13 protein-coding genes and 1 pseudogene are annotated in these 14440 nt (G+C 44.2%); 5 read left to right on the forward strand and 9 right to left on the reverse strand.

Annotated elements, in window-relative coordinates; all coding sequences use genetic code 11:
* The 3 genes from ABD07_RS13575 to ABD07_RS13585 form a co-directional block, all read left to right on the forward strand.
* Positions 1–961, forward strand: a 961-nt coding sequence (locus ABD07_RS13575) for a restriction endonuclease subunit S (protein ID WP_193566067.1), incomplete at its 5' end; no start/stop codon positions are given.
* Positions 958–4047 carry an HsdR family type I site-specific deoxyribonuclease gene (locus tag ABD07_RS13580; RefSeq protein WP_160818735.1) on the forward strand — a complete coding sequence of 1030 codons (3090 nt, stop codon included), beginning with the start codon at positions 958–960 and terminating at the stop codon, positions 4045–4047. The genes ABD07_RS13575 and ABD07_RS13580, both read left to right, overlap by 4 nt.
* The gene (locus ABD07_RS13585) at positions 4037–4762 is read left to right on the forward strand and encodes a M48 family metallopeptidase (protein WP_338040595.1); all 726 of its coding nucleotides are present in this window, start codon (positions 4037–4039) and stop codon (positions 4760–4762) included. The genes ABD07_RS13580 and ABD07_RS13585 overlap by 11 nt, the downstream gene beginning before the upstream one ends.
* A 636-nt stretch (positions 4763–5398) precedes the next feature.
* On the opposite strand, the gene ABD07_RS13590 is transcribed toward ABD07_RS13585, so the two are convergent.
* The 9 genes from ABD07_RS13590 to ABD07_RS13630 all read right to left on the reverse strand — a co-directional run bounded on the left by ABD07_RS13590 (position 5399) and on the right by ABD07_RS13630 (position 12343).
* Complete coding sequence (locus tag ABD07_RS13590; RefSeq protein WP_160818736.1) at positions 5399–6250, reverse strand: DUF2971 domain-containing protein; 852 nt, start codon at positions 6248–6250, stop codon at positions 5399–5401.
* A 64-nt stretch (positions 6251–6314) separates the two neighbouring features.
* The gene (locus tag ABD07_RS13595; RefSeq protein ID WP_160818737.1) at positions 6315–7625 is read right to left on the reverse strand and encodes a hypothetical protein; all 1311 of its coding nucleotides are present in this window, start codon (positions 7623–7625) and stop codon (positions 6315–6317) included.
* 298 nt (positions 7626–7923) lie between these two features.
* Positions 7924–8298, reverse strand: coding sequence for a helix-turn-helix domain-containing protein (locus ABD07_RS13600; RefSeq protein ID WP_160818738.1), 375 nt, complete (start codon positions 8296–8298; stop codon positions 7924–7926).
* An 18-nt stretch (positions 8299–8316) separates the two neighbouring features.
* Positions 8317–8619, reverse strand: a complete 303-nt coding sequence (locus tag ABD07_RS13605) for a type II toxin-antitoxin system HigB family toxin (RefSeq protein ID WP_160818739.1) — start codon at positions 8617–8619, stop codon at positions 8317–8319.
* 36 nt (positions 8620–8655) lie between these two features.
* Positions 8656–9741 (reverse strand): tyrosine-type recombinase/integrase, encoded by a 1086-nt coding sequence (locus tag ABD07_RS13610; protein ID WP_160818740.1) that lies wholly within the window; start codon positions 9739–9741, stop codon positions 8656–8658.
* Positions 9717–9911 (reverse strand): MerR family transcriptional regulator, encoded by a 195-nt coding sequence (locus ABD07_RS13615; RefSeq protein WP_110341217.1) that lies wholly within the window; start codon positions 9909–9911, stop codon positions 9717–9719. Before ABD07_RS13615 ends, ABD07_RS13610 begins: the two co-directional genes overlap by 25 nt.
* Positions 9908–10327: a hypothetical protein gene (locus ABD07_RS13620; RefSeq protein ID WP_160818741.1), complete on the reverse strand. Its 420-nt coding sequence runs from the start codon at positions 10325–10327 to the stop codon at positions 9908–9910. The genes ABD07_RS13615 and ABD07_RS13620 overlap by 4 nt, the downstream gene beginning before the upstream one ends.
* A gap of 77 nt (positions 10328–10404) precedes the next feature.
* Positions 10405–10677, reverse strand: a complete 273-nt coding sequence (locus ABD07_RS13625; RefSeq protein ID WP_160818742.1) for a hypothetical protein — start codon at positions 10675–10677, stop codon at positions 10405–10407.
* Entirely contained in the window at positions 10655–12343 is a 1689-nt protein-coding gene (locus ABD07_RS13630) for a replication endonuclease (protein ID WP_240142570.1), read from the reverse strand. Before ABD07_RS13630 ends, ABD07_RS13625 begins: the two co-directional genes overlap by 23 nt.
* A 495-nt stretch (positions 12344–12838) precedes the next feature.
* Between ABD07_RS13630 and ABD07_RS15095 the strand changes: the two are divergent.
* Positions 12839–13227, forward strand: a pseudogene (locus ABD07_RS15095) (transposase); the annotation flags it as partial.
* 427 nt (positions 13228–13654) lie between these two features.
* Positions 13655–14335 (forward strand): YiaD family glycine zipper/OmpA-like lipoprotein, encoded by a 681-nt coding sequence (locus ABD07_RS13645; protein WP_476703650.1) that lies wholly within the window; start codon positions 13655–13657, stop codon positions 14333–14335.
* Positions 14336–14440: the final 105 nt, after the last annotated feature.

Here is a 14440-nt window from a genome sequence, read left to right on the forward strand (position 1 = left end):
ACTCCTTATGAAATACTCAACGCTTATTTCTATCAACCTCTCTGTAAACAACCCTGAGATTTCTTACACTTTATCGAATCAGAAAGAATGGAGAAGCTATTCAAAATCTGTAGCATCTTTAGGTGTTCAGGCAAATATCGGGACAAAAGACATTAAACAAGGACTTATTCCACTCCCACCAACCAAAGCCGAACAAACCTCCATCGCCAACGCTTTAAGCGATGCCGATGCCCTGATTCAATCCCTCACTCGCCTCATCGCCAAAAAACGCCAGATCAAACAAGGCACCATGCAAACCCTGCTCAATCCTTATGAAAATGGACGGTTAAAAGCGGGATGGGTGGTGAAGAAGTTGGGTAGTTGCTTACAAACTGCCCCAGATTATGGAATTAACGCTCCAGCCGCGCCTTTTTCACTTTTATTGCCTAAATATATTCGTATCACCGATATCTCTGAAAATGGTCAATATCTGAACGAAAACTGCGTATCTGTTAATCATCCTTGTTCACACGAATATTTTCTTCAGGATGGTGAATTAGTTTTTGCAAGAACTGGGGCAAGTGTGGGTAAAACTTATTTATATGATAAGAAAGATGGAAAATTAGTTTTCGCAGGATTTCTAATTCGAATAAAGCCTGATAAAGAGAAGTTGAATTCTCTGTATTTTAAATACTATACACAGACAGTACTCTATTGGAATTGGGTTGTTGTTAACTCGATGCGTACTGGACAACCAGGTATAAATGGAAAGGAATATTCAAACTTACCTATCTATATCCCTAGTAGTATTGATGAACAAACCCGCATCGCCACCATCCTCTCCGGCATGGACGCCGAAATCGCCGCACTCGAAGCCAAACTCGCCAAATACCGGCACATCAAGCAAGGCATGATGCAGAACCTGCTGACCGGCCGTATCCGCTTGGTGAAACCGGAAAGCAACACCGGAGCGGTTGCGTGAGCACCAGTCCGTTCAGCAGCGATTCCGTCTCCAAACCCGAACGGGTGACGCAAAACCGTGTCGTGAACCTGTTTCGCGAACAATTGGGCTATCGCTATCTCGGCAATCTGGAAGACAAGCCGGACAACAGCAACATCGAAGTGCCGCAATTGACGCGCTACCTGACCGCCAACGGTTACGATCAAAGCCAGATCAACAAGGCGCTGGATAAATTGCACAGCGCGGCCAATAATCACGCCCAGAATCTGTATCACAACAACAAGGATATCTATCAACTGCTGCGCTATGGCGTGCCGGTCAAAACGGAAGCCGGACTGCTTACCGATACGGTGCATTTGATCGATTGGCGGAATCCTGAGCAAAACGACTTTTACATTGCCGAAGAAGTGACGGTATTCGGTGAAAAGGAGAAACGCCCGGATATCGTGCTGTACGTCAACGGTATCGCCATCGGGGTGCTGGAACTGAAAAACAGCCGTGTTTCCATCGGCGATGGCATCCGTCAAAACCTGGTGAATCAACAACCGGAATTCATCGGCGCATTTTTCAGCACCATCCAGTTCGTGTTTGCCGGTAACGATTCCGAAGGGTTGCAATACGGCACCATCGGCACGCCGGAGAAGTTTTTCCTGAAGTGGAAAGAAGACGAGGCGGACAACAGCGGCTACAAGCTGGATAAATACCTCGCCAAAATGTGCACCAAGCAACGCCTGATAGAATTACTGTACGACTTTGTGTTGTTTGATGGCGGCGTCAAGAAATTGCCGCGCGCGCACCAGTATTTCGGCGTCAAAGCCGCGCAGGCGCATGTGCGCCGCAAGGAAGGCGGCATCATCTGGCACACCCAGGGCAGCGGCAAAAGCATCGTCATGGTACTGCTCGCCAAGTGGATACTGGAAAATAATCCGCATGCCCGCATCGCCATCGTCACCGACCGCGATGAACTGGATAAACAGATCGAAAGCGTTTTCAGGGATGCCGGGGAAGCGATTTACCGCACGCACAGCGGGCGCGATCTGATGGCGCAACTGGGTCAGGCCAAGCCGCGTCTGTTGTGCTCTTTGGTGCATAAGTTCGGCAAACACGATGTCGATGACTTCGACGCTTTTATCGAGCAACTGCAAAGCCAGCCAAGCTATGCCGTCGGCGAATTGTTTATTTTCGTCGATGAATGCCATCGCACGCAAAGCGGCAAGCTGCACAAAACCATGAAAGCGTTGTTGCCCGGCGCGGTTTTCATCGGCTTTACCGGCACGCCGTTGTTGAAGAAAGACAAAGCCACCAGCCTGGAAGTGTTCGGCAAATATATCCATACCTATAAATTCAACGAAGCGGTGGAAGACGGCGTGGTGCTCGACCTGGTGTACGAGGCGCGCGACATCGATCAGCGCTTAAGTTCACAGCAAAAAATCGACGAATGGTTTGCCGCTAAAACCAAAGGATTGAACGATTTCCAGAAAGCCGAGCTGAAAAAGAAGTGGGGCACGATGCAAAACTTACTCAGCTCCAAATCGCGCATGGATAAGGTGGTGACCGATATCGTCGGGGATTTCAGCGTGAAGCCGCGTTTGAGTACGCAAATGGGTAACGCCATTCTGGTGGCATCGAGCATTTTCGAGGCCTGCCGCTATTACGAGCTGTTCCAGGCAACCGAGTTGAAAGGCAAATGCGCGGTGGTCACTTCGTACAATCCGCAATCCCGGGACATTACCACCGAAGAAACCGGCGCGAACACCGAAACGGACAAGCAAGTCATCTATAACACTTATGACGTCTTGCTGAAGGATGTCAGCGCTGAACCGGGCAAATCCAAGACCGAGACTTACGAAGACAAGGCAAAAAGGCTGTTTGTCGACGAACCGGCGAATATGAAGCTGTTGATCGTGGTCGATAAATTGCTGACCGGTTTCGATGCGCCCAGCTGCACGTATTTGTATATCGATAAATCGATGCAGGATCATGGATTGTTCCAGGCCATCTGCCGGGTGAACCGTCTCGATAGCGAAGACAAGAAATTCGGCTTCATCGTGGATTACAAGGATTTGTTCAAGAAACTGGTGAACGAGAAAGGCACCGGCGCGATTCAGGTATATACCGGAGAACTGGATTACGATCAGTTTGAAGCCAAGGATTGCGATATCCTGATCCAAGACCGGCTGAGCAAGGGCCGCGAGTGGCTGGACAATGCGCTGGAAGCGCTGGAGCTGCTGTGCGAGAAAGTGGAATCGCCCAAAGGCGATCTGGAGCATATCCATTACTTTTGCGGCAATACCGAGATTCCCGAAGACTTGAAAGCACGCGAAGTGCAACGGACGGCGTTATACAAAGCCACCGCCAACTTGATCCGCGCTTACGCCAACATCGGCAACGACATGGACGCTGCCGGTTACAGCGCCGATGCGACTGAGCAAATCGTAACCCGCGTGGATCACTTCCTTAAACTGCGCGATGTCATCAAAAATGCTTCCAATGAGAAAATTGACCTGAAAGCGTATGAAGCGGACATGCGCCATCTGATCGACCGTTATATCCAGGCGGAAGAATCGATGGTGATCTCTCCTTTCGCCGATATGCCGATTCTGGAGATTATCCAAAAAAGCGGCATCGCCGAGGCCATCGATACCTTACCGGACGGCATTAAAGCCAATAAAGAAGCGGTGGCCGAAACCATCGAAAACAATGTGCGCAGCCATATCATCAAAAACCACCTGCTCGATCCGGCGTATTTTGAAAAAATGTCGAAGCTGCTGGATGAGATCATCAAGCAGCGCAAACAAAACGCCCTCAATTATCAGGAATATCTGCAAAAGATCGCCGATCTGGCCAACAAGGTGGTGGCAGCACAACCAGACGATACGCCTAAGTCGCTGGATACCCAGGCCAAGCGTGCGCTGTATAACAACTTAGGCAAAAACGAGGCGCTGGTGCTGCAAATAAATGACGCGGTGATGGACAGCAAGCAAGATAATTGGCGCGGTAATCCGGCAAGAGAAAGCGATATCCAACAAGCGATTTTCAAAATCGTCAACGATGTGGAAGAAGTCGAGCGCATTTTTGCCATCGTCAAACAGCAAAGTGACTACTGACATTGCCACCATGAAGCTGAACGATCTTGATGTGGAAGTGATTCATAAAAACATCAAGAATGTGCATTTGAGCGTTTACCCGCCGGATGGCAAGGTCAAAGTATCGGCACCGGTCAGCATGACGCCGGATACCGTCCGGGTGTTTGTCATATCCAAGCTGGGATGGATCAAGAAACAGCAAACAAAGTTACGAGCACAGAAACGCGAGGCGCCACGGGAATATATCGACCGCGAAAGCCATTATGTCTGGGGAAAGCGCTATCTGCTCAAAGTTGATGAAAAAGACGCGCCGCCGTCCGTTGAATTGAAGCACAGCAAAATGCTTCTGTCGGTACGCCCTGGAACGAACCGAGAAAGAAAGCTGGCTATTCTTGAAACCTGGTATCGGAACAATCTCAAGCAAGCAGTCCCGGCATTGATCGAAAAGTGGCAGCCGCGCATGGGCATCACTGTGCAAAGGGTTTATGTGCAAAGGATGAAAACCAAATGGGGCAGTTGCAGCGTTCATTCCGGCAGTATCCGGATCAATACGGAATTAGCAAAGAAACCGCTGGCTTGTTTGGAATATATCGTTGTGCACGAAATGACCCACCTGCTGGAACCGACGCATAACAGCCGCTTTATAGCATTGATGGATCAATTCATGCCGAAATGGCGGTTTTACCGGGAAGAATTGAATCGTTTACCGGTCAGGCATGAAGATTGGGGCTATTGATCTTGCTTCAGTAACATTGCGCGATTTTGATTGGAGCACATGCCAATCATGCTTCACGGTGCATTGGAATGATTTCCGTGTCCACTTTTGACTTATCTGCCAACTTTCCACCGATACCCCCACTAATGCGCGGATTTTATCGGATCGTAAAAAATTTTCATCGATAATTATTATGCGGGAATGCAAGTTAAAACACCGTCTTTTCGACGGTGTTGGATGGTATTGGAAGCATTATGGTGGGACGGCGGGAATCGAACCTTGGTCTATTGTAGGCATATCAATCATTTATTGTTTACCTCTGCTATTTTTGTGTCAATTTAAGACATTTTCATGAGATTAAGAAAAACAAATATTTATAGAGTTAAGTCTAAACTCATTTACTAAGGCTATCAAGAGTAATGCCAACTATAATCATATGTTTATTCGTGGTAAAAGTATTATCTTCTGTTAGCTTGCATATTTATGTATTTGTAACTTCCCGAGTTACTTGAGCGGTGTACGCGCGAGTTTGCATATAGGCGGCAATTATTTCAAGTTGATAGATATACGTGTAACGCCGTTGCTCAGCGGCGAAATCAAGATGACATGACATCTTGACTTTGTCCGACTGTAGCACCTTTTTAACCCTTAATTCTTTCACAGTCTAATAGGATGGCGAAGTGACCCGGATAGTATGCTATCGGCTACTATACCATGGGTTGTATATTCTTTTACCAAAGCTTCCACTATTACCTTATGCCCCTGATTGCACTTTGGGCCAAGGGTGATTTGAACACTATTTAAGGCTTCGCCAATATCAATGTCAAAATAATTAATAGGTGGAGCAACGTGATCATGGATGCATTGAATTATGTGGTTTGTAAAACTAGAAATAAAGTTTTCATTTGTAAAGCCGTCAGGAGGAATTTTTAAAGATGGAACTGCAAAAAATACGAAACGAAATTCATCTTGAAATGCCCATGACTTATGTTTGTGACAAGCCAAATCACCAATCCTTTTAAATTCCATCGTTGCCTTTCCATTTGAGTCGACATCAATTTTAACTGCATCACTATAAATGCCTTGTATGTCATCAACATAGATGATTTTTCTTTCGATCATGTTTTTGTTGGCGAAAAAAGGGAATATAAAATAATTTTCTGCAAATATTTGAGTCCATGAAATCGGGGAGACAATATTATTATCTGTCAATATGATTCCTGCCTCTTTCGGAATATCAAGGGGCTTATAATCCATGAAATCTTTAGGCAAAGAGATACGTACACCAGTCATATTTTCTGTGTACATATGCCATTGAGGAATGCTTTCCTCTAATTTGTCTGTCCAACAACTTACAAACAGATATTTTGAAAGATCGTATTTCCCATAGGCTTGTGCTTCACTTACATCATCAACGCGATCAAGGCGATTAAAGCGAATCTTCTTGCTTTGAAGGATAAGAGCAAGAGTATTAATGCTTGTATAATGATGAACCATCTCCTGTTTCATAGAATTTCTACTTGCGGGCTAACGCCGCCTTCAGTGGTTTATCTACTACAATGCTTTGTTTTTATTATACATATGAAACATCGTTAGGGTGAATGTGAAACTTTGTTACTTGTGCCGTTTTATAAACTCCTTCTAATTGCACCAAGGAATCCAGATTTCTTTCAAAGTAATCCTCGACATTAAAATCAATTCTAGTGGGCGCACTGATAACCCCCCCATCAGACAAAAAGCAATCTATCAATCTGAAGTCAGAGAGAGATAATTTCCCCCAATTAGCTCTCTTCAACACTTCATGATTATGGTTTGCAGATTCCGTAAGGATCTTATGCTCTGGCATCAAGTAATCTTTGGCCGCTATGTTGAGCAAAATTGTAAATTCCGTAAAATCACCGAAATCTAAGCTATCCTGAATGGAAATACTGTTGTCATTAAAGAAGATACTTAACAATTTGTTTGGGCTTGTTTTCATTAACTTTATCAGATCAACTTTATTTTCATATTCGTTAATGAACTGATGAAGCATTAGTATCAGCTTAAATATAACAACCTGCCTAGACATGCCTCTCTGTATATCTTTGCAAATCGCGTTACCAACATATTTGTTTTTAAACGTATATTTAAGAAATGATGAAATGATCGACAAGTTTATCTGACTCATATTAAGAACACGTGATACCAGCGCCTGAAAAAAAATCAGGCACTCCTTTAATGACAAATATTCAAAGTGCTTTCTGCACAAAATAATAAGCAGACTATACTCAGAAAACATTGCGGAGTTTAGATAGTGATTAACCTCAACCTCAAGAAATATCATATCATCTGCACTACCTTTAGCTTCTAAGTAGCGAATCTTCGTTAGAATTTCACTAGCATATGCATTTGACTCAAGAACTGATAGCATGCTTAAAGGTGTTTCAATTACTTTTTTGTTATTATCAGAGAAGTACACAACTATTATTGAACCGTAATCCTCACTGTAAATTGCTGAATGTTCCGTTTTGCAGGCTATAAGTTCTTTATCACTATAAATTTTTAGTAGCTTGGTGTGCACATCAATCTCAGCTAAATTAAGCATAAAGACTGGTGAGTATTTTTCGATAGCTTCGGGGTTTCCAAGAGATTTAGATACGTTATTCTTTCGGAGTAGAAACTCTAATCCCCAAGCTGTACTTGTAATGTCTAGAAAATGAGTGTACTCGTGGATAAATAATGACATTGCTTCTGCTTGCCAGTATTCAGCGAGTGATTCAGGCCTCCCTTTAAGGATTTTTTGAAGATCAAATTTTGATCTCGCATCATATTTTTCTATCTCTATTAAATTTGAGTAGAAATCAAAATATCCATCTCTTCGTAGGGTCGTTAAAAATTGCCTCATTGCGACATCCTAAAATCATAACAAGTAATTATATAGTTTCTATATACCTACCACACATTAAAGTATTTGTGATGGTAGTTCAATTTGCTAATGTCATATCATTCTTAAAAAGAATGGTATACAGTTCTGGAGATCAGGATTCTTAGCGTAGCAAATCAAAAGAGGGTTGTCCAAATCGGTGTCACAAATCGGTGTCACACAAATCGGTGTCAGGTCCAGAATGAAGAATTATTATTTTTTATCAATTGGAAAGAAGTAATCATAGGGGGCAGAGTCGATTGATATTGGCAAACGTTTTTTAAACATTATTTGTCGGAGTGGATTGTTTAATCAAAGACTCAGCAGGAATGCCTAATTCTTGGTGCAGTTTCTGAATCATTCTTAGCGTTAGTGCGCGTTTTCGGTTTAGAACTTCATAGACGCGGTTACTTTTTCCAATCATTGGTTCCAGGTCTTTAACGGTTAAACCTTTATGCTCCATTTCAAATTTGATGGCTTCTACAGCATCAGGCAAGTCAAGCGGAAAATGTTTAAGTTCATAGGCTTCGATTAGCGTTACCAAAATATCCAGTTTTTCACCTTCCGGCGTATTCGGTTCTGCCATCATGAGTGATTCCACTTTTTTCAGCGCTGCGCGGTAATCAGCATCGGTTTTGATTGGTTTGATGTCCATATAAGTTTGTTCCTAGTGCTAAATCGTTTGTGCATCGATTTGATCGTATTGAGCATGTGTGCCGATGAAACGGATATAAACAATGCTGTAAGCGTAGTTGATCCATACCACCAACCGGTATTTATTACCAGCAATATTGAATACGACTCTGCCGTCTTTGAGGATACTGGCACTTTTGAAATCCGCTTTTACTTCTGTAGGCGTTGACCAGTTTGCTTTTAATGCATGTCGGTACCAAGCGAGTGCTGGTTGAATTGCATCGGTGTAAGACGGATTATCTTCCCAGAATGCTTTCAAGGTCGACAGAGCGATAATTCTCATAGCCGAAATAGTAGTCCCATTACGGGACTTTGGCAATTATTTTGATGAAGGAATCCATCTCCCATAAACTTTTCTGATCTGTCCCCAATCCTTATGCCCCATTTGCTGGGCCACAAACATGGGATTTTCACCTCTTGAAAGCATCGCCGATGCGAAAGTGTGACGGGTTTGGTAGGGATTGCGGTATTTTATTCCTGCTCTTTTCAGTGCCGGAATCCAGACTTTCTTGCGGATCGGTTGATCGTTTCTCCACGGCTGATGGGTGTCTGGATCGTGAAAAACGGTTTCGTTTTGTTGCTTGGTAAAGTTTTGTTGATTGAGCAGGACATCTCTGGCTTGCGGTTGTAGTATGACTTCACGTTTCCCCGATTTGGTTTTGGTGTCTTTCAGTTGTCCGCGAACATAAGCACTGCTGACAAATACCCGGTTATTTTCAAAGTCCACATCCTGCCAGCTAAGTGCGATCAATTCGGAAGTTCTGAGGCCCGAATAAAACGCAAACTGAATCAGGTTTTTTGCTTGTTCGGTGAGTTCATTCAGGATTTTGGCGATTTCATATTGGGTGAACGGTTCGGGCTCTCGGGTTTTGTTGGGAAGGTTCTTAACCCTCGTTAAGGGGTTTTTGTCGATAATTTCGTCATGATAAAGCTCCTCGAACGTTTGGCGCAACGGGGTCAGAATGTTGCCTTTTCTTTTGTTGGAGCAAGGAAGCTCCGACAGCCATTCTTTGACTTTGCTGGCGGTCAGCTCGGCAATGGCGAGATCACCAAAGGTTGGAATCAAATGATGATAGATGGCGCTGTTATAGTCTTGCAACGTGCTTTTTTGCAGTTTGGCTTGGTTGCGGCGCAACCAGTTAATAAGCGCTTCCTTGATCGTGTAGAGATCGGGGCGGGTCTTCCTGAATTCCTTGGCTTTCTTGCTGTACGGAAAATGTCGGAAATAATCGAAGGTGCCGATTTTGATTTCGTGCTTGATGGCTTGCAGCTTAAGGGCTAGTTCTTTAAGTGCGGTTTTCGTCGGCGGCATGGGAATAGTCTCACGGCAGCGTACACCTTGGAAGGTGAACGATAACTGGACGCTGTTGCCACGTTTTGTTATGCCTCTTTGCCTTGCATCCATAGATTAGCTGCAGTCATGCTTATAAATACTTTTTTATTCTCGGACTTGAACCAATGAATTCCGAATCTCCATTGTCCTTTTTTCAAATACTGCCGGATGGCATTTTCAGATAAGCCCGTCAGTTCCGCACATTTCTTGACAGTTACCAGTTGTCGATCGGAGTGGTTCATTTCTTTTCCTCCCCGTCATTACCGGCAATATGCTTGGCTACGTGCTTTTCAACTTCCGCTTGATCCTCGATCAAACCCTTATCTGCCACTTTGCGCTTACCCATCACAACCGCCCAGAAACTGCCGAGTTTTTGCGTGATGGCATAACCCACACTCTTTGTTTCACTATAGTGGGTTGTTTCTGGGCAAACATCCTGAAACTTAATACCTAGGATATTTTCGTATCGGCGATAGGTGAGCGGGTTATGAAGTATTTTAAGAACGCGCCAACCGAAGTATTGGCCCATGATCAAAGCACCTAATGCGCTTTCAAGCGTGGTACCAACACCCCTGAATTCTTTGATATTCTTTAAAAGAATCTGCTCCTGTTCTTCACTTAAGTTTAGATCAAACAGTTTTCTTTGATTGGTTTCCATGATCAGTAGTGTTCCTGTTAGTTAATATCTGTCTTGATAATACACTACTGATCTTAGTAGTCAATAAGATGCTTGTCCTACTCGTCGAGAAGCTTCACTTGAGCGTAAAACTCCTCCTTAGTGAATTGGCGCATTTCGTCATGAAACTTGATAACAATCTCGATTTGATCATTAATCGTCAGTACACCGCAGATATGGCCGATTTGTGTAATGCTGTATTTCTTTCCCAGTTGCGGCGCGTCCTTTTTGAGGATGGCCAAACGGTAAATCAAGGACACGGCTTCATCTAAAGTAAATGGATTCATAATGTTTTTTAGTGGATCATTTTTAGTGTTGAGTTGGGTTCTCATGGATAACCTCCGGATGATAAAAAGGGGTTGGTACAGTTATTGATACAAGTCCAAGAGAAACAGCTCCGGCGAGACATTGCGTGCGCTCGGCTTGCGCCTCGCTCCTTAATGTCACGTCCTCGCTGTTGACTTTGAAAAGCATCCAAACATGCTTGCGGGTACCATAGCTCGAGCCCTTCCAAACAATACCGGCAACACGAAGTGGGGCAGTGTCGCCATAACGCCCAATGAGCGGTGAATAAACTTCTCCGTTTACTGGATTGAGTTGCTGGCTGTGTTCGTAATAAGGTTTAATAGCTTGCGAGCGGTGCGGAGTTTCAGGGTCTCCCATCGCCAGCATGAAGGCTGCCCAATCGCTGGCAGTCGCTGACTGACGAATTGACTCAAGTTCCGGGTCGTCGGTTTTGTCCAGTTTTCTTAATTGCCGCCAGACGGTGACACTTGGGCCGCCAATTTGTTGAAACTGGCGAATGCCCCAGGTATTCGCCCAAGCTGTGATGCGCTCAGCCGCTTTTACAGAATCATTCCCATACAAATCTTGATTCAACGCATAACCGTCAATATTCTTGGCAATGTACTTGGCAATGTAACCTGCGGCTGTGCCTTTTTCTGGATCAATGGCAACGGCTTTGAAGCGATGTTTTTGTGCGCCAGGTTCATCACCACTATCCATCAAGGCATAATGGCTCATAATTTTACGCACGGTTTCGCGGTGCTTGTCTGGCATGAATAACAGCAAATGCCAATGCGGGGTTCCGTCGTGGTGCGGCTCTACGACACGAAATCCGTAAGATCGTATGTCTTTTCTATCCAGTTCGGCGCGGATCAACGCCCAAAGGTGCGTCAAGTATTCATGAGCCTGAAGTGTGGTTGTGCCGTCATGGCGTGGATTGCTCGCGCCGTTGTGCAAGCAGGCATGCATGCGGGAAGGGGTGGTAAGAGTATAGAACTCTCCCACATGCCCCAGATGATCAGCGACCATTTCAAACCCTCGGATACGTACCATCAATTCAGCACGACGAATAGCTGGATTGGATACCGAACGATCGGCTAGGTTTTGTAGGGAAAAAAGCTCACCATTTTCATTACTTACAAAGGTAGAGGCCAGATAGAGCCGGTTTTTCTCCTTTTGCTTGCGTTTTACATGAATGGTGTAATCGCTGGCATAGGTGCCACGGAGACGGCTGACCAACTCAATATTTCTGGAAATGGTTTCAATCTTGCGCAATCGCAATATCTGGATTCTACGATACCACCAGCGATGGCAGCACATCCGATTCAGAGCCGGTTCCAGGTTATCGCCTTTGATGGATGGCCGTTTGACTTGGTAGTGATCGACGATCCGCAAACAGGCTTGATAGGCTTCCAGTGGTATTTCTATGCGATGGCGTGCCAGATAGCATTTTTCAGCGAAGCGCTTGGCGGCCTTGAGCAGTTCTTCAGGATCAGCGCATAGATTTAGATCTTCAATGCGTAGCTGGTTATGAATATCGATTAACGCATGGTTTGCTTGCTCGAAACTGAAGCGTTCAGCGGTTTTGACATAGTGAGCTGCCAGATCTCCCGCGATAGGGGAAAGTTCTGTGAAAATGTGTCGCCGAATGCGGCGGCATTTTTCTGTTCCATAAGCTTCAGTGAGATTATCGGCATAAATGACTTGTGGCAAATTTGTGTCATTTTTGTGCCACAACCGAGGCCTTTGGAGACCAACTGAGACTAATGGGTGATTTGTGAGACTGGAACTAAGACCCTGTTTTATATGGGTCTTAGTTGGTCTTGAGTGGTCTGGATTAGACCGTTTTTTGGGACGGCGACAATCTAATAACTAAAATAACGTAATGTATATTATGCTATTTTAAATTAACTATTTGTAAGTTGCCCCCAAAGTTGCCCCTTGTAATATATGGCGGTACTTTACGATTCATATAATAAAATCATTTATCAATCGAACTAAAGTTCGCATAAACTCTACTATCTATTCTATGTAAAGTAATTTGTTAATAAAGGGAGATTGTGATTACCAGATCTAAGTTATTAGTCGGTTCTGCAAAACGCCTGAAAACCGAATAAATGTTCGAATGCATGCGGATTAGCAAACGCTGAAATCCCTGAGAAATTATAATATAGGCATCAAAACCTGAGGGAATTAGGGGAAACTTAAATGCCGACCGATGATTTTTTCCATGCTCGTCTCGACCAGATGATCGATCTGCACCACCCCTTAGTGATATTGGCAAATCGACTGCCGTGGCCCGATATTGAAGCAGCACTTGCACCAGCTTTCGAGCGCAAGAATCGTCAAGGCCAAGTGGTAGAGTTCAGCGATATTTTCGGCACAGCGTTAGCGACTGTGGCACAGGAGTGAGTGCTGCGGGCCGACCGCGTTTGCCGATTCGGTTGATGGCTTCCTTGCTGTATCTGAAACACGCATTCAATCTGAGTGATGAAGAACTGGTGATCCGCTGGTCCGAGAATGTGGTCTGGCAGTATTTCAGCGGACAGGTGTACTACACACCGAAGCTGCCCTGTGACGTTACTCAGATAGGTCGCTTGGCATACAACTCCAAATCTGAAACTCAGAGTATTCAAATTGAATGTTGCCAACAACTAACAAGCTATTATGCTGTTAATACAATACATCACCAGTAAGCTTAATGACTGTTTCTCAGCCTCTTTGCATTAACCAGTTACTTATGGCCGATTAAGAAATTTCAGTAAGATCTAACCATATCATTAAAAATTTCAAAATGATATTGAGTAAATATGAAATTAAATCAAATTACGCCTTTACACTATTTTCAGTTGCAAGGGGGAATTTAGACAAATTACTGAAAATGACTGATAAGACGCAACTTAAACCTTCATATACTCTTAAATATATTATACTGAAAATAGTACATAGGTATATTAAAATTGAACTAATAACCTATTGTATTATTTTTAAATTCAACGCGTTATCAAGAATAAGGAGATTTTTGTGAAAACACGAACAATACTTTTGATACCCGCAATTATCGCTGCATTAAGTAGTTGTGCGACAATGACTGAGTCGCAACGGGGTACGGCACAAGGCTCTGCGGTTGGCGCCGGTGCTGGCGCCGCGATTGGGGCGCTCATCGGTGGCGGAAAAGGCGCTGCAATCGGTGCAGGCTCAGGAGCGATATTAGGGGCAGGCGCAGGTTATCTATGGTCGCAAAGAATGGAAGAACAGAAACAGCAAATGGAAACTGCTACAGCAGGTACTGGTGTTGAAGTCACACAAACTGAAGATAATCGGCTTAAACTAAATATTCCCAGTGATATCTCTTTTGATTCTGGCAAATCTGATATTAAATCAGGTTTTAAGCCGATCCTCGATAACTTCGCAACAAGTTTGGTTAATAATTCGAATACAGCCATCACAATTGTTGGCCATACAGACAATACCGGCAGCGATACGATTAATAATCCCTTATCAATTAATCGAGCTGCCAGCACACGCGATTATCTGGTTGGGCGAGGTATATCTATCAATCGTATCCATATTGATGGACGTGGTTCTCACGAGCCAGTTGCATCAAATGACACTCCTGAAAATAGATCAAAGAATCGCCGTGTAGAAATCTTTGTAACTGAACTACAAGCACCAGAGGCCACTCCCGCATTACATAAACATTAAGAGTTTAAATCAAATGCCACTGACAAGGCCGTGGCATTTGATTGCAGGGCAAAATGTTCAACTCAAAGTCAGTACTAATGGGACAGTTCGGTTGTGCAAGGTAAG

It is taken from the genome of Nitrosomonas oligotropha (assembly GCF_009833085.1).
GTDB lineage: Bacteria > Pseudomonadota > Gammaproteobacteria > Burkholderiales > Nitrosomonadaceae > Nitrosomonas > Nitrosomonas oligotropha.